Origin of the sequence: Pseudomonas brassicacearum, assembly GCF_000585995.1 — a bacterium.
GTDB classification, from domain to species: Bacteria; Pseudomonadota; Gammaproteobacteria; order Pseudomonadales; family Pseudomonadaceae; genus Aquipseudomonas; species Aquipseudomonas brassicacearum_A.
This window is the reverse complement of record NZ_CP007410.1, coordinates 872,359-889,081: the sequence shown is the minus strand read 5'-3', so window position 1 is coordinate 889,081 and position 16,723 is coordinate 872,359. Positions and strand designations below refer to the sequence as shown.

At 55.3% G+C, this 16,723-nt stretch carries 11 protein-coding genes and 1 pseudogene; 2 read left to right on the top strand and 10 right to left on the bottom strand.

Annotated elements, in window-relative coordinates; translation table 11 throughout:
• Positions 1-259: 259 nt before the first annotated feature.
• Positions 260-712 (top strand): annotated as a pseudogene (locus tag CD58_RS03670) (transposase); the annotation flags it as partial.
• A gap of 49 nt (positions 713-761) precedes the next feature.
• Here the strand turns inward: CD58_RS03670 and CD58_RS29920 are convergent.
• The 8 genes from CD58_RS29920 to CD58_RS03640 all read right to left on the bottom strand — a co-directional run bounded on the left by CD58_RS29920 (position 762) and on the right by CD58_RS03640 (position 14,511).
• Entirely contained in the window at positions 762-1,193 is a 432-nt protein-coding gene (locus tag CD58_RS29920) for a hypothetical protein (RefSeq protein WP_144238507.1), read from the bottom strand.
• 184 nt (positions 1,194-1,377) lie between these two features.
• Positions 1,378-1,944: a hypothetical protein gene (locus CD58_RS03665; protein ID WP_025211719.1), complete on the bottom strand. Its 567-nt coding sequence runs from the start codon at positions 1,942-1,944 to the stop codon at positions 1,378-1,380.
• Between the two features lie 63 nt (positions 1,945-2,007).
• Positions 2,008-2,442 (bottom strand): hypothetical protein, encoded by a 435-nt coding sequence (locus tag CD58_RS03660; protein WP_025211718.1) that lies wholly within the window; start codon positions 2,440-2,442, stop codon positions 2,008-2,010.
• A gap of 137 nt (positions 2,443-2,579) precedes the next feature.
• Positions 2,580-3,395 carry a hypothetical protein gene (locus CD58_RS03655; RefSeq protein WP_025211717.1) on the bottom strand — a complete coding sequence of 272 codons (816 nt, stop codon included), beginning with the start codon at positions 3,393-3,395 and terminating at the stop codon, positions 2,580-2,582.
• A gap of 4 nt (positions 3,396-3,399) precedes the next feature.
• On the bottom strand, positions 3,400-3,738 hold the full coding sequence (locus CD58_RS29915; RefSeq protein ID WP_144238506.1) for a hypothetical protein: 339 nt from the start codon (positions 3,736-3,738) through the stop codon (positions 3,400-3,402).
• Between the two features lie 274 nt (positions 3,739-4,012).
• A complete protein-coding gene (locus CD58_RS03650) occupies positions 4,013-4,468 on the bottom strand; it encodes a hypothetical protein (protein ID WP_025211716.1) in 456 nt (151 codons plus the stop codon).
• A gap of 14 nt (positions 4,469-4,482) precedes the next feature.
• A complete protein-coding gene (locus tag CD58_RS03645) occupies positions 4,483-13,737 on the bottom strand; it encodes a hemagglutinin repeat-containing protein (protein WP_235195310.1) in 9,255 nt (3,084 codons plus the stop codon).
• Positions 13,738-14,169: 432 nt separating this feature from the next.
• Positions 14,170-14,511 (bottom strand): DUF6124 family protein, encoded by a 342-nt coding sequence (locus CD58_RS03640; protein WP_025211714.1) that lies wholly within the window; start codon positions 14,509-14,511, stop codon positions 14,170-14,172.
• 438 nt (positions 14,512-14,949) lie between these two features.
• Between CD58_RS03640 and CD58_RS03635 the strand changes: the two genes are divergently transcribed.
• The gene (locus CD58_RS03635; RefSeq protein WP_025211713.1) at positions 14,950-15,387 is read left to right on the top strand and encodes a hypothetical protein; all 438 of its coding nucleotides are present in this window, start codon (positions 14,950-14,952) and stop codon (positions 15,385-15,387) included.
• Between the two features lie 169 nt (positions 15,388-15,556).
• On the opposite strand, the gene CD58_RS03630 is transcribed toward CD58_RS03635, so the two are convergent.
• Together CD58_RS03630 and CD58_RS03625 are read right to left on the bottom strand one after the other, a co-directional pair.
• Positions 15,557-16,000 carry a hypothetical protein gene (locus CD58_RS03630; RefSeq protein WP_025211712.1) on the bottom strand — a complete coding sequence of 148 codons (444 nt, stop codon included), beginning with the start codon at positions 15,998-16,000 and terminating at the stop codon, positions 15,557-15,559.
• Positions 16,001-16,133: 133 nt separating this feature from the next.
• Positions 16,134-16,601 carry a hypothetical protein gene (locus CD58_RS03625; RefSeq protein ID WP_025211711.1) on the bottom strand — a complete coding sequence of 156 codons (468 nt, stop codon included), beginning with the start codon at positions 16,599-16,601 and terminating at the stop codon, positions 16,134-16,136.
• Positions 16,602-16,723 lie beyond the last annotated feature (122 nt).

Genomic DNA, 16,723 nt, shown 5'->3' with positions numbered 1-16,723 from the left:
TTCGGCACCCACGCAACTGTTCTAGGATCACTAGGGTTTGGTACCCAGACCTTTTCAATGTATTTCCCTACCACATCAAATCCTTTTTGGGAAAACGCATTTTCTGCCGCGATCTGAGCGGCCTGACCGAAAAAAGCGCAAAAAAGGGGACGGATTTATTTATCACGAGCAAGCTAATAAGCCTGCCCTCTCTGCATCTCATAAAATAAATCTGTCCCCTTTTTCTTGTCCCCTTTTTCTTTGCATAAAATAAATCTGTCCCCTTTTCGCTCGTAAATCGCTGTACAAAGGGCGATGGCATGTCGAGTTGGATTTGCGCAATCTCAAGTCCACCCTGGGACTTGGAAAGCTAAGCTGCAAAACCCCTGGCATGGGGGTCAAGGAACTCTGGGTCTACCTACTGGCACACAATCTGATCCGAATGCTCATGGCACAATCGGCTCTCTTAGCAGACTGCTTGCCTCGTGAGCTGAGCTTCAAACACAGCCTTCAGCTGTGGTTGGCGCTGCGACAATATGGGAGCGGTGAAAAAGAGGCTGGCATGGCACATTTGCTGAAGCTGATCGCACAAAGACGCGTTGGGAACAGACCTGGCCGTGTCGAGCCGCGAGCTATTAAACGAAGACCCCAGGCCTACCCCTTACTGACCAAATCACGTCGGTCAGCAAGGGCAGATATCAGGAAGCATGGGCATGCTAAGCACGTTAAGTAAGTGCCATTCAAATCTGCCCCTTTTTTCGTTCTTTTGGTTACCCTTTGCGTTATTGCTTAACTATTTTCTTTACATGTACATATGTAACAAGACGAGTACTAGAATCATAATGCACGGCCACCACTCGTCCATCCGTTAAAAACTCATACCCCGGACTGGTAGGAGCGATACCAGGAATACGGACAGATGGTATATCTCGCACGGGTTGGCCAAAGAAAGCAATTGAGTCCTCAACGGTCGCAATCCCAAAACATGCATTCTTTGTTTCAGCAGCAGCGGGATAATACTCTCCAACTGCTTGGTAATAGACTCTGTAGGCTACGACAACCCCCTCGCTACCTGCCTGAAAATAAACGCCACACTCTGGCAATTTCAAAAACTCATCACGCTCAACTTTAGTATATTCAACCAAAGGAAATACATCTTTTAACGCCGCCAACACACCAATTATCGGACGACCCACATAATCATTTGGATTCATACTTAGCGCCCATCCCATCAAATAATTTTTTGTTCAATTCATGAACTTCCTTGCGTGTCATCTCTATTTTACTAGCTGACCAGCCTTCGCTCTTCCAGACTGGGACCCAAGTATTGATATCTGCCTCAACAGAACAAAGGGGACAGATTTATTTACCAGCACGACAAATAAATCTGCCCCCTTTTCAATTTATCCCCTTTTCAAATGAAAAGTAAATCCACCCCCTTTTGTCCGTAAAAACGTGGCCTCCCCCATTTTCTTCAATACAACAATTAGCCCCCACTACTACCGCCCCCTCTATCAAACTTATCAAATACTCCTCCATCACATCGAAACGAATTGCTGTCGCGTATGATCGTTTTGGGTCTTGCCTGGAGGCCACCCTGATTAAGGATGGAATATCTTCACTCAGCCATAACTCCTTACGGGGGTAAATCGCATACAAGCTCCCTTCAATATCCTCTACAACCATATGTCCATGCCAAACATCTTCATATAGCTTCCCAGAAACCGACGCAACAAACAGCAGGGCCTGTTCACCAACTTTCAGAGCTACATCCCCCCACGTCCCACCAGATCGAACGAATTCAACTTCCGAATTAAGAAACCCATAAACAATTCCTTTTCCGGTAGAATAGATCCGCTCAATTTTAGCGCGCAAGACTTGCGGGCGTGGAGCGCCAGTTACCTGAACCAAAACCAGATCATGCCTTAACACCTTATCGAGTAGAAAGTCTAGCTGCTTATTCATTTTATCGGCCTCCAAGGTACCCCAGCACGACAAATAAATCTGTCCCTTTTCATTTTTCCGATTTTATTCACCTTCCGCACTGAGATTATTTCTCCACGGCGTAAGCAAGCCTTCCTGAAGGACTCGATCTACGACACCATCCTCAATGCAACCAACATAAGTAGCATCTAATTGGAATTCAAAGGACAGACAATTTTTCTCAGATAGGGCTCTGACAGCCTCAATCAGAACTTCTACTTCCTCTAGTTTCTTCGAGTCCATACCTACAGGAAGCGTATTCGGTGGTATTGCTGAATAAATCTCTAGCATTCCACCCACCACCTCCAGATCATTCTCGTCTTTTTCATCAATAAAACTGGGCGGTGCAATACTCCAAATCCTTGACACAGCAAGCTCGTTCATAAGCTGCTTAACATCAAACCTAACGGATAGGTTTAAGTCTTGGGCCACGTAGAAAATTAATTTCTGCGTCGTATGGCTTAGCGGTATGACATTCATTATTCAGTTCCTTTCTTCGGCGGGTATGCCGGAAGTGCTGACCCAGCAAAAAAAAGGAGACAGATTTATTTATGCCCATGTCTTGAAAAATAAATCTGTCCCCTTCTCCTTGCTTTTAAACCGGTTGGACATGGGGTTCAGTATCCCCCGGCGCTGACATCCGCAACCGACATCCAATACTCCACTACTGCATCGAAGCCTCTGTCGTTGCTCCGTGTCTGCAACGCCACAAGCGCCTGCCGCGCATCGGTTATCGACCAACCTGTGGAGTTCAGGGTCAGCCACGCATAGTCCAAGCGTCCGGCTTGCAAGAAGCTCTCAAACAACGGCTTTTTCTCTCGATCAGGATCAAACCACGCCGGCAATTGGCCACCTTTCGGCGCGGGCACATCCCTGTCGATGATTTCGAAGGAGCAACTGCTTTCCCACCATGGCCCGGGGTCGGACGGGTTGGGAAAGTCTCCGCTGTAGGGTCCAGAGCCTTCAGCAATGCTCTCCAGCGGCGTCTGCTTGCTAAACAATTCGACGTTGGCGAAGCCTTGGGGATCGTCACCGGTACTCAGTGACTGCACCTCCAGCGCTTCCAGACAATCAAGTCCAACCGCTTGGGCAAATTGCTCAAGCTTTGGGGTGGCACCGTCTTCGACACTGATGGACATCATTGCTATAACACCCATCAACTGGGCGGGAGTGCGGGCAATCTCGATCGTCATATGCTCGGACGCTACATACATCTTGACGAAGCAGGGTTCGCGGTCGACAAACCAGTGCTTCCAATAGCCTATATAAGTCGGCCGCGATCCATCGCTCCACAGCGGGATCAACGCTGGTGGAAACCCATACCACTGCGCCGGAGCGTCAAGCGTACAGATGGGCGGACGGATGCTTCCATCCGCACATGCACCCAGCACTGCCGGCAATCCTAGCACTTGAAATGTCTTCTTGAGATTCATACCTTCACCGTTTTGGCGCTAGGGGCGTTGACCAATCGGGGATCTCTATTCTGTGCAACGGAGAAATATGCCCCATCCAGATTTTGGAAGTTGCACTGGTTTGCTGGTGTATCAGTTGATGAGCTTCGCGCGAAGGTACGGGTACTAAATGCCGGGGGTCAACGATCTGCGTTGGAAAATCTGTCTTACCGAAGTTCCAGTGGTGGACCTCAGCAATTTCCTCGCCCGCCGCACGTGAAGACTTAACAAAGCGGCTGTTGACCGCATTGAAGGCATTTTCGAGTATTTTCTGGCTCGGATTCTGGCCGCTTGTAAAAAAGGGGACAGATTTATTTACCAGCACGACAAATAAATCTGTCCCCTTTTCACTGCAGTTTAAAGCTGCAGGGCAGGTTGGCTTTTAGCCTTGATTTGAGACCGGCTAATGGGCGTCCCCTTTCCAGTCCATCTGCGAGTTCCAAATTAACTAACCATTCGAAAAAATCGCGATCTTACCGCGCTCTCTTCAAAATCTTCTTTGCGCAAAAAAACAACAAAATGCCAAGTTATACAACACCGTTAACATGCCATTCTTTCTTGCAATAAATAAACTCAAGAAGCATAACTCATGCTTTCCTCTATTTTCTTACCAGCTTCTTTTCGATTTCTTGTTTCAAGAAACGCGGTACAGGTGTATCCACATAGCACTGAGCCATTTCAAATGGATCAACAACTTTGGCAATAACTCCATCAAACGAAAAATCTCCAACCACATACTTAGCAAATGTTGGTGACGATGGATCTTTATCAATCAACCAGAGGCCGTCGTAGAGGCACACTAGGTATTCCCCAATGTAATACCCCATGCGAGTGATGAGCCAAACCCTATTCTCTTCACTGATGACAGCGTTCATAAAGCCACTATCCAACGTAGACAGAAATTTTTCAGGCCGATTCAGCACTTCGTGTGGTTCATCAAACCCCAAGCTCTTACAAAAATCATGAAGTACAGGCATGCGTTCCGCTTTGAACAAATCAAATCCAGCGACACGTCGCGCTAGTAGACTTTCCGCTGTTTCGCTAGCTTTAACCATCACACACCTCAAAATCACTTGTGAATAACTATATCAATTTTGTTCAGCTGCAGAATTCTCGATAGTTCTTTCGCGGGTGGCGCTTCTAAAAATATCCATTTTGGCTCATACCCTTTAACGGCATCTCGAAGATAAAGATCCTTCTCAATCTGGGCGTAGATTTTTTCAGAGAGCGGTACTTCATTCAAGTTTCCCGTAGAGCTTATAACCCGCTGGTACGTCTTCACCTCATTTGCAGCAATAGTGCCATTGGGCATATCTACAGGAGCATCGACATAGCGCCCGCCGGTACCTGGGACCGGATAGTATCGTTGACCTGTCGACCCGTAAAGCTCTTGAACGTACGTTTCTCCGGCTTCCCATTTCTCCCGACCACTCAGATTGCGAACATCGTCCAGTGTAAAAGTTTTCGCCCCGCTGTCAGTTAACATTAATGGCTGAGCGATATTTTTATTGTACGATTTAATTGAGCTAACACCACTAGGCTCAACTATTTTCATGACATCATCACTAACCGTAACTACACTTCCCTTAGGCACCACAACACCTGTATTAAGCGTAAAGTCCTCCGAAAGACGCACAGTAGTATTCAGTTGGATAAATCGGCTTTCAACAAACTGCGCTTGACCATTAAGCGTAAAGTTCTGCTCATTAAATGACCCAAGACTAGGCGTTAAGCCTTTTGCCCCAACACCAACACCCGCCTCAGCCTCCAATCCAGCCGCTTTTTTAGCAGCCATTCTCTCCAAGACTGTCTCAAATACCGTCTTCGCAGCCCTGGCTCCGGGCATTACCAGCATCGCCGCATCCAACTCCGGCGAAACGGTCACGACCCCTTTCCCAGCCAGAACCGAAAGCCGTTGAGCAGCGTCTTCTACTTCAGATTCATAGCTCGACAAATTTGCAAGTTCGCCCGCATGCAGGCTTGCCTGGTCCTGTCCGTACTGGCGCCATTGCTCGTACACGGCTCCAGGGCCATACAACCCCGCCGCGTTGAACAGTGTTGAGTCGTTGAATTGTTCCTCGGTTGCACCGAAGGCAAAGACTTTCTCGCCATTCGCGACGATTGGGCTTCCGTCGCTCCACGTCAGGGGGATTTTCTGTGCCTTCAACTCGGCGACGATCCCCTTGGCGAAATTCAGATCCTCATTGAGACGTTGGGACTCCGGGTCACTACCTTTAGACTGCAAATACAGTTGATCCAGTCGAGCTTCGTCTGCGGCATTAACACTGCCGCCCGCTGCCATCATCAACAAGTCTTTCCAACTGGCACTGGAACCCGGTTCCCCCAAGGTCCTTTCAAGCTCTTCGGCCTTCTTCTCCAGTACTGGGACCTCTTGTTCCTTGTGCAACCTCCTGTTAAATGTGTCGACGTTATTTGCCACACCGCCGGCGACTACCGCACCGATACTGCCGTTGCTAGAACCTACCGCCGCGCCAACCCCCGTCGCGACCAGCGTGGCAAGGGCATCTTGGTCAGCTTCTGTCATTCCGCTGTCACTGAGCGCTTTGCCAATGAACGGCATCAACGCCGCAGACGCACCGGCCCCAAGCGCCCCGCTCCCCGCGTTGCCGCTGGACAAGCCTATCGCGGCACCTGCTAAGGCGTGCAACAGGATCCGTGCCGCGCCGCCCTCAGCCCACGCGGCTTTGGTCGCGCTATCAATACCCTCTCTATGTTCTTGAGCGTCGGCAAACGTACCAATCCTATTGGAAATGTCGCTGGCCGAAGTATTAGCAACAATCCCAACCGCCGTACCGCCCGTAGCGCCACCCAAGCCCACAGCGATCAGACCCGAGGCAATATCGGCCATCATTTTCTTATCGCCACCGACCTGCCAACGCTTGGCCTCTGCGAACGCCGCGTCTGCCGCCCGGGCCGTTTCAGCGGCTCCAGACGAACCAGCGTTGGACTGCGCATCCGCCTGTTTGCGAAGTTTGTTTGCCTCGTTCATCTTGGCTTCAGCGACCATATCGATCACGCTGCCAGATAACTGCGCCGAGCTCTGGATCAGGTCGATCCGCTCCTGCATGGCCTTCTCATCCGGCCGATCAAGCTGTTTGTTGGCATTGGCGGTATCGCGGTTCAAACCGACAAGATCATTCGCCCCGGCCGCATCGCGTACGGTAATGGTTCCCGGACTGACGGCGCTGCGGGTTTTGCTGCTGTCGGAATCTGCGAGCATCAACGGTATTGCGCCGCCGACACCTGAACGGGCATCGCTGAATCCTGCGGTCGCGCCGGAGTAGCTCAGGCCCGCAGCCTGGCTTTTGATATCGCTTTTGTTTTTGATGTCACTGACTAACAACCGGCCCGTGCTGAGGTGGTTCTTGTCGACGCTTGCTTCGCTGGCGATTACCGCGCCCTGAAGGACGGTGTTTTTTCCCACATCGATGTCGTAGCCGCCGACTCCGGCAAACAGTCCGGTTTGATCAGTGACCGCCCGATAATTGCTGTTCACTTTGCTGCCAGCGTATTCGGCAGAGCCTGAGACCATCGATCCCAGGCAGAACGGTGGGACGCATATGCTTACACCCACGCCGCCGCTGGTTCGTTTGTTTTTCTTGCTTGCCTCGTCCTGGCGCGACGCGATGTGCAGGTTTGCGCCGACATCCGCCTTGATCGCGTCGGCCCGCACTTGAGCCCCAGCCAGCGTGGTGTCTTGCCCACTTTTTAGAACCAGTAGTCCCGTATCCACCGTGCTGTTGATATGAGTGACGTCGTGACCGGTTCCCATGCCCTTGGCCATTTTTGCACCGAGGTCGAGGGTGAATCCCATCTGTTCGCCAATGTTGAAACTGGCGCCGATGCTGGTCTTGTTGGTGGAGTTCTGGTTATCCCAGTTACTCCGGTCCTGAGCACTTTCGAGAGTGATATTGTTTTTCGCCTGCAGCAGGGTGTCGTTGGCCTTCATACTGCTACCCACAACACGGATATCGCCTTTGGTATCGGGCGCATTTCCGTTGGCGATCACGTCCAGACTGCCGCCGCTGTTGAGTGTCGATTGTTTGGTCGTTTCGGCGTGGTATTCACTGGTGCTTTTCTTACGGGTATTGGCCAGCTCGGTACCTATCTTGATAAAGGAACCTTTGCTGTTGGCTGGCCTGCCGTCCGACTCATTAGCCGCACTGTCATCGCCGCGCATCGCGTTATATGCTGAAAGCAATGCCTGCGCAGCTTTGACTGCCTTCAAGCGCTTGTCATCGGCCTGTTGCGCAGCCCGTACGTCATTACGAATGCTCTTGACGGTATCGACCACTATCCCACCGACCACGCGACCCACGGCCAAACTTCTGGCGTTGTCCTTGCTAATCTGGTCGGCCGTTTCAGTCCCGGCAGCAATGGTGACGTTAGCGCCATTCAAGGACATGTCCTTGGTACTAACCAAATCACTGGCCACCACACTCAACTCGCGCCCAGCCGTCAGCGTTACATTGCCGGCACTGGAACCGATCGTGCTGCCGGTAAGCGTGGTTTCTGTAGCCGTGCCGTTGTGCTTCTGACTGTTGATAAACAGATGCTGGTTGCCCGTCATGTCATCCAGGCCCAGCTTGTTACCGGTCAGCACACCGGTCAGGTCACGATTCTTTTCCTTGTGCATATCGGTGCGCGAGAAGGTGTTCCGCGCCGCATCGATGGTCAAGTCACGCCCAGCCTGGACCGCCAGATCACCAGTACTGACCAGGGACGAACCCGTCACTTTCACATCTTGGCCGCCCGCGACGGTGACCGTCTCGCCTGAGACCATGCTGCCCACCGCAGTGGTGCGTTTCTCGTCGACCTTGTCTTGGACTTTGCTCGACTTGAACCCGCCCCAACTGCTTTTGCTTTCCTTACGCTCATGTCGAGCGCTGTCGGAATCCGTCACGGCAAGAATCTGAACATCCTTGCCTGCGACCAATTTCGTCGCACCTTTCTCGGCGGTCACCGCGCTACCCGCCAACAGCAGGTTTTCTCCCGCCACCAGCGTGCTGTTACCACCGGAGCTGACCAGGCTGCCCACCTGGGTGGTGCTGTCCGTTTCATCCAACCGGAATTTCTTCCCGGAAGAAGACTTCTTGGTCTTGCTGTAGAAGCTGTAGTCCTGATCCGCAGCGGCCTTCAGGGCGAGGTTGTTGCCTGCCACCAAGTACGCCTCATTCCCCGCGTTGACCGTACTCGCTACCAGCGTCAGATCCTGCCCCGCGCTCAGCGTCGCATCCCCGCCCGCCTTGAGCGTGGTGGACACCTGCTGGACATGATCCTCAATGCTCTTGACCTTCTTGCTCTTGCCATACGAATGCTGTTCATTCGCCGCTGGCCCCAAGGTCAAGTTTTGGGTAGCCGCAATGGCCAAATTTCGCTTGGTTTCGATCTGGCTGGCGATCACGTTGAGGTCACCGCCCGCAGCGGCCTGAAGATCCCGCCCAACCGTAACGCTAGAACCATTCTGGGTAATGGTCTGGTCCCGGTGTTTGCTGCCCTGCGTATGGCTGTCCATCTGCTCGGCGGCGGTGATGTTCATATTTCGGGCCGCGCGCAATGTGGTGTCGTTACCACTCTTGAGCACACCACCAACATTGGCGATATCCCGCCCAGCGCCCGCGCTCAGATCATGACTCGCCTCAATCCGCGCCGCGCTGTCGGCAAAACCACGCTGTTCGGTCTTGTAGCCAGTGCTGCTGGCATGGGTGGTGAGGGTTCGTTCGTTGGTCAAATCACCGGCCACGGCCACAACACTGACATCCCGCCCAGCAATAACCCCACCCGCCCTGTTAGTCAGGTGGTTACTCGCCAACGCATCCAGCCGACCACCCGCCTCCATCAACCCACTGTTGACCAAGCTGTCGCCAGCCGAAGCCCTCAGGTTGCTGGACGCCCGCAGGGTGCCCGCATTGTTCAGGTTTTTACCCGCGATCAGGCTGACATCGGCGCCCTGGATCAGCGCACCATTCGCCGCGAGGCGGTTGTTGGCCTGGGCCAAGTAGAGCACCGGCACCAGCACCTGCTCGTTGTTCACCGTCCGGGTTTCCATCCAGACGATGTCGTGAGTCAGGGCCGCGACTTGTTCGGCGGTGAGGCTGACGCCCAGGGACAGGTTCAGCGCGTCCTTGCTGGCGATGGCGTTGTTCATCAGGTACTTGAACATGCCGTCGTCGGAGGTCTGGCCGTCGAGGAAGCGTTGGCCGGTGCGGGCGATCACGGCTTGTTGGATCAGGCGCTGTTCGTAGAAGCCGTCACCCAGGCGCTTGGCGGCGGTGTCCGGGTCGTAGCCCAGGTTCGTCAGCAGGTAGTCCGAGCTCATGAAGCGGCGCATGTCGGTCAGCGCCGGGTTGGTCTCGATCAGGTACTTTTGTGGGTTGGTCCGGAACGAGCTGTCCGGCAGGCCACGCACTTGGGTCAGGCCTGAGCCTTGGGTCGGCGTGGTTGAGGCGTCGCCGCTCATGCGGAACAGGCCGTTTTGCCCGGTCGGCAAATCAAAGCCCGGCAAGGCCAGCGGATCGACCTGTTGCTGGGTCAGGCTGGGGGGCAGTTGCCGATTGACGCTGACGCGGGTGGAGAAAACGTTGTCAGCCTGGGTATCGGTGCGCGGGCCGGCGCCGACGTAGTTGTAGCCGCCACGCACGACGCCGCTGTTGACGTCGCCCTGGGTAGGAATGTCGATGGCGCCACCGGCCTGGATAATGGCGGCATAGGTCTGGTTGTCGGTGGTGACCGTTTGAGTACGAAGCTCCGGGACCTCACGCTCGGTCATGCCGATGAAACGGCTCATCGCCGCTTCAAGGCCGCCCAGGTCGTTGGCGTTGTAACCCGGGCTCTGCAGCCAATATTTGTTGGTGAAGTCATTCGCGGCGGCGCGCCAGCCACTCGGGTGGCGCGTGCGTTCGGACATGAAGGTGCGCGAGGTTTCGATCTCGCCGGTCTCGATGCCGATGTTATTCAAGCTGACGAGGTTGGCGGTCAATGCGCCGCCGACGCCGATGCTGCTGCTCCGGTTGGTCAGGGTGTCGCCCTGGATATTCAGGTTGCCGCCAGTGGTGATGCTGGAGGCGGCGCTGGCCGCGGTGACTTCGAACTTGTCGCGCTGGATGATCTGCCAGACGTGGTTTTCCTTGCCACCGCTGCAGTCGCCGGCGTTGACCCCTTCGATACAGGCGACTTCCCTGATCGAGGCGGTGTAGATGCCTGCATCGTGGGTGGTCAAGACCTCGCGGACGTTGTCGATCGTGCTGGCCGCCAGGCGCATGTTGCCGTCGCTCTGCAGCGTGCCGGAGCTGTTGAGGATGCGGCTGGCACGGGTGCCGAGGCCGTCGCGATCGATGCTCAGATCACCCAGGCTATAGATATCGGCATAGCGGTTGGTCAGGCTATTGACGCGCAGGCTGGTATTGCCGCCACTGAAGATCAATCCGCGTTCGTTGAGCAGGTCGCCAGTCGATACGCCGAGCGCGCCGGCACTGCCGAGGGTGCCGTAGTTGTTGATCGTGGCGGCAGTGACGCTCATGTCCGTCGCCGAGGTCAGGCGACCGTAACTGTTGAGGACACCATCGACCACGACGCTTGTGCTGCCGCCGCCGACGATGCTGCCGTTTTGCTCCAGGTTGATCAGCGCGGCCTTGAGGCCCAAGGTGCCGAGACTGCTCAAGCGGCCGTTGCCGGCATAGGCGCCGGTCAGTTGCAGGTCGATCGCCCCATCGCTGCCGATCAGGCCGTCGACGCGCCAGTTGCTGCCACGACCTTCCATGCTGTTGGCGCTGAGCAACTGGCCGGTGGCCGTCTGGGTCAACTGGTCGACATGAACCACCAGGTGCCCGGCCTGGATCGCGGTGCTGTTGGTCCAGCTGTCGGCCGTCACCGTCAGGTTGCCGTAGGTCACCAGTTGCCCACCCGCCTGCCCCAGGTTGGCCTGGCTGATGCCAAACAGTCCCAGGCCGGTGTGCAGCAGCTTGCCACCCACGTTCTGGACACTGCCGGTGTCGAAGCCCACATCTTGACTGGCGGTTTCGAGGGTGCCGTCGCTGTTATCGAACAGACCACCGATGTTGAACGCCGTGGTGCTGTTCTTGCCCAGGGTGCGCAGTTGGCCTTTCTGGTTACTCAGGCTGGCGGCCAGGATATCCAGGCTGTCCTGGCTTTCGATAATGCCCGCGTTATTGTTCAGCGCGCCCGAAAGGTCAAGGTCTATACGACTGGCGCTGATCTGTCCGCCGCCGCTGTTGTCCAGATTCCGGCCAATGACCCAGACCTTGCCGGAGGCATACATCCCGCCGCTGCGATTGTCGATATCCGCGCCCGCGTTGCTGATCACGATATCGCCCGCTTGCGCGGCCATGCGCCCGCCGTCGTTGAACAGCCCGGCCAAGGCTTGGATGTTCAGTCCTTGGGCTTGGATCGTGCCGCCCTGGCGATAGAGGTCGTAGCCATTTCTCAACACGCCGGTGGTGCGCGCCTCCAATGCAGCCTTGACGCTGGACAGCACGCCGCCACGGTTGTCCAGGTTGGTCGCGAAGACACCCAGGTTGGCGTCCTGGGCGATGATGCTGCCGCCCTGGTTGTCGATATCACCCGCGACATCCACGGTCACCAGGCCCTTGCCTTGCAGCGTGCCCCTGGCGTTGTCCAGGCTGGCGGCATCGAGTTCGAGCGCGCCCTCACGGCTGGCGATCAGGCCCTTGTCGGTGTTTTTTACTGCGCCGGTCGCGCTGACCAGCAACTTGCCATTGGCGGCAACCGTACCTTTGTTGCGGTTATCCAGGCTGCCGGTGCGCACGGTCACAACGCCTTGGCTGGACAGTTCACCGCCCTGGTTGTTGATCGCGCCGGTGTTGGTGATGTCGAGGTTTTTGCCGGTCATGACCAAGCCGGTCAGGTTGTCCAGGCTGCCGAGGATCAGCGTCGCGCTGTGCAGGCTCGATAACTCACCGGCATTGTTTTCCAGATGGCCCAGGTTGGCCATCAGCAGGCCCTGGCTATTGATCAGGCCGCCCTGGCTGTTAAGGACTTGACCGGCGTTCAGGTGCAGTTCGGTGTTGCCGAGGATGCGGCCTTTGTTGCGGTTATCCACCACGTTGCCGGTGACGGTGGTCTTGCGCTGCCCACTGAGCGTACCGCCCTGGTTGTTCAGCGCCGCAGTGGTCGTGACGTTCAAGTCGCGGCTGGCGATGACGGTTTTGCCGCCGTTGTTCAGCTGCTTGGCTGTGAGGGTGACATCGCCCGTGGTATTGCGGCTGTTATCGGCATTGACACCGGCTTCGATGATGCCGTTGTTGCTGAACGTGCCGCCGCTGTCCAAGTGAATGCTGTCGCGGGCCACCAGGTTTTTCTGGCTGGTCAGGTCGCCTTGGGTCTTCACGTCCAAGCGGCTACCAGCGTACACCTGGCCGCGGGTTTCCAGGCTTTGGGCCTGGATGTTGACGGCACCGGCGGCGGCCGTCTCAGCCATGCTCAAATGCCCATTGGCATCGAGCTGGATATCGCCACCGCTGGCGATCAGTTTGCCGTCCAGCTTCACCCCGACGCCGGCTTCGGTGCCCACCAGTTTGATCGCGCCGGCATACATGCCGCCCAGGGCCGAGGAGTCGATGGCCAGTTCCGGTTTCGCGCTGCCGTCGTCGGCACGGGCGGTGGCGTTGAGGGTGCCCGCATTGACGTCGTTGCGCCCGGCGACGATGGTCAGGTTTTTCGCCTGGATCTCGGCGTTGATCTTGGCGCTGCGGGTGATGATTTCGAAGCGGTCAACGTTGTTAGCGTTAAGGCCCGCGCCTTCGATGGCAACGCTGCCCTGATCCACCTGATAGCGGTTCAACTGACCGTTTTCGATGATCGGCTTACCCGTCGTCAGGGTCGCCTTGGGGGTGTTGATAAACCCGCAGCCATTACACGTAATGCCATGTGGGTTGGCGACGATGACATGGGCCGATTGCCCCGCCACTTCGGTGTAGCCGCGCAGTTGACTGGCGTTGCCGCCGTTGACTTCGTTGAGGATGATCCTGGCGGCCGTGCCCTTGAGGTTCGGGTTGCCGAGGATGATCCCACCCAGTTGCGTGGCTTGGGCGGGGTTGGTGGCGTTGTTGAGGATCACGCCGTTGCTGCCGACGTTGTAATCCTTGAATTTGTTGTGGGACAGGCCGCTGCCGTTGGGCTTGGCGATGTTGACGATGGGCACGCCGTTGCCCGCCTGACCGAGGCTGGTGCCCGGCGCGCTGACCACGATCCCGCCCGCCTGGGCCCACATCGGTTGCCAGAACATGACGTTGGCCAACAGGAACGCCAGGCCACGCTTGGGCATGCCCCAGAATTGCTCGCGGGTTTGCAGGGCTGCGGAAGGTTGGCGGGTCAGGGAGGCGTAAGCGAGTGTTAGCGGAGAACGGCACAGCAGCGCCAAGCATAACCTCGCCCAATGGGCGGGCAAGAACATGTTCGATCCCTCGATATGAAAATGACAGCAAGCTCGTGAGCGGAAGAACAGCCAAACCGGCCTAACCCCAAAAAACACTCACGCTGCTGATGCGTACACCACGCGCACACCAGACCCTGCATATCGCTTTCGGTTCAAGAGAGCGGGATTTTTCCATTCAAAAAAGAGACGCGTCTCACATGACGTGTCGGAAAAAATAACAAAAACGACGTCTCACATCCCTCAGGAACAGACCACGGCTCGAAGAAGCGCTGTCACTTCTTCTTGGAAAAACGTGGTCTATCCCATGCCGGTTTCCAGCTTCTATCTAGGATCGACGACATCCAGTGCCCGGTTTGCCAATAGCTGACTCAGCTCGATCAACTGTTGCAATCCCAACGCAACATGCCGTCGAGAATCCTCCAGGTCGAACGCCAAATCGCCGGCCATGGCATTGGCGGAGGCCAAGGTTTCGCTGAGATTGGCCAACAGGCTTTCAGCATCGACGCCCTCCACGACGGTGAACAACTGGCCCGGAGGCAGCTTCTTGTCGGGCTGGGCGGGTTTGGGGTTCAGATAGGAATCGATGACACGTTCGGCGTTGGCGTCGGCGGCGATATCCAGATGCAGCGGTGGAACGGGTGGGTCGGGGATGAGTTTGTCCATGGAATGCTCCTAACGTAAGTAAGAGCCGCCACGTTCGCTGCTAAACGAGAGGGTGGCAGCCGTGCGCAGGTTAGCAGACCGGTACGTTAGGAAACCGGCGCACCCGAGGATGCCCTGCGCACAGCCGCCATAAGAATTCGAGCAATAAAAATGCCCGCATTGAAGGCAGTTGCCATGCGCCTAACGTGATTCCGAGCTGCTAAACCCGACCGCTGGATTGGCAGCGATGAACAAAGACTAGGCACCGGAATCGGCAGGCGCAAGGGGCGGGAATTTTCTAGGAAATGTCCTGCAAGTCAATGGGGAATATTCGCTCCGTCGATTCCTACGACAAGCCCGTTTAGCCATTTCACACCGAAACAAATTGCGTATAGTCCCGCCCGTCGCCCTTACGGCAATCAGTTTTGGCGGTCCACAACGTCTGAAGGAGCATGAATTTTGTATAAGAAATTTACAGGGATCGTTTTTCTGCTATTGAGCGGCTGCTCACTGCATCCGTATACCAAGGACGAGCTGCTGAACACTGGCGTAACCAGCCCCGAGTACTGCCTGACGCAAGAACGGACGGTGGTGGAAGAACGGGTACAGGGCTACCTGAACCACTGCTTTCACCCGCAGGTGACCGAACTCACGACAGGTGGGACACTCGTCAATACCATCCAATTGAAAATCGACAGCAATGCCGAAAGAAGCGACATGGTGCTATGGGCGCCGACAATCTACGGCAGCCAGTTCTATATGAACGTGATCGTCTCGGAAAAGAATCCCGCCTGCAAAACCACCATGACTGCCGTGGCTTCAGGCTGGGCCTTTGAGCGAAACTTTCCGAAGATCCTGGAAAGCGCGAAGGGGGAAGACCCGTGGTGCCCGCTGTAACCACAAAAGAAGGGGATAGCAAAATAAAACTGCGCCACGGGCGAGCGATCAACAATCCGGCTTCTGTGGCGAGGGAGCTTGCTCCCGCTGGGCTGCGAAGCAGCCCTCGCTATTCATCGCCAACGGCTACGCCAACCGACAGAGAGCAAACGCCCTTTACACGATAATATTATTGGACCGCCTGCCCGGCTGATTCAGAAGGCGTCGTTGTGACCGCCGGCTCTATAACTTTCGCGGAACGCCCTGTCTCGACATCACGAACTTCGTAATACCACCATTTCATCGAAGAAATGCCATAAAGCCCATAGGTACGGCCACCGACCAAATCCACGGTCATTTCAATTGGACGTGAGTATCCGGTTCCAATAGCGTACTTAACGGAAAGTTTATGCCTTCCTGCGCCGAGTCGATACTCGGTTTGGCGGGCTAGCCAATATAGCGACGTATCGTCATCGATCTTGTCTATCGACAAATGCTTGTCGAACTGCCGAATTGTCGCGACCTCAGCCCAGGGTTTTCCTTCTGCGCTTTTATGTTCGTAATGAATGCATCCGGTCAGCGTGAAGCAGAACAAAGTCATCGCTATAAAGCGTAAAACAACATCGTGTCGCATCAATGGCCCTCCAAGGCACGTTTTTATCTAGAAAAGACATAAATACCCTTTTCGCAAGACGGATTGGCTGGAGGCTTGCGGTCTAGGGAATGGTTGAAGCGATGAACGAGCGACGGCACCCACCTTACCGGCATCATTTTGGGCAGCTCAACTGCTCAGGGCGAAGCTCAATGGAAAAAAGTGTGCTGTTTCTGGCCAGGTAGTAATGCTCCTGGTGAAACTTGAACCTGCGCATCATCGTCAGCAACTGCGGTTCCTTGCAGGCCAGTTCCTCCAAATCACGGCGTACTCTCGCCTCCATGCTGGCCTTGCGTTCCTCGGAGAGGCTGCTCGCTGCTAAGTCGATCCTGTAGCGGTAGAAGATCGTGTCACCGTACGTAAAACCGACGTACTCAAGGGTGGTAATTGCATCCAGTTGCTTTGGCAGCGTCGCGTCCAGTTGGGCGAGGTGCTTGACCAGCAGCGCCTGTTGGGCCATCTTCTCCTGCTCGGCTTTGAGCGCGAAATAGCGTCCAATCCCGGCAATCAGAACTACCGCAGCGATACCCAAATAGAAATTACGCGGGTTGCGCCGTTTCTGCGGCGCCAGCTTCATCAACATCTTGAATGACTCGTCTAAGCATGAAAAAGCCCCTAGCGAAACTAGAAGCTACGGGTAAAAACGGTTTAGCCTGACACAACATCCTCGAGGGAGCACTCGGCCAGACGTTTTAATTTTTTATA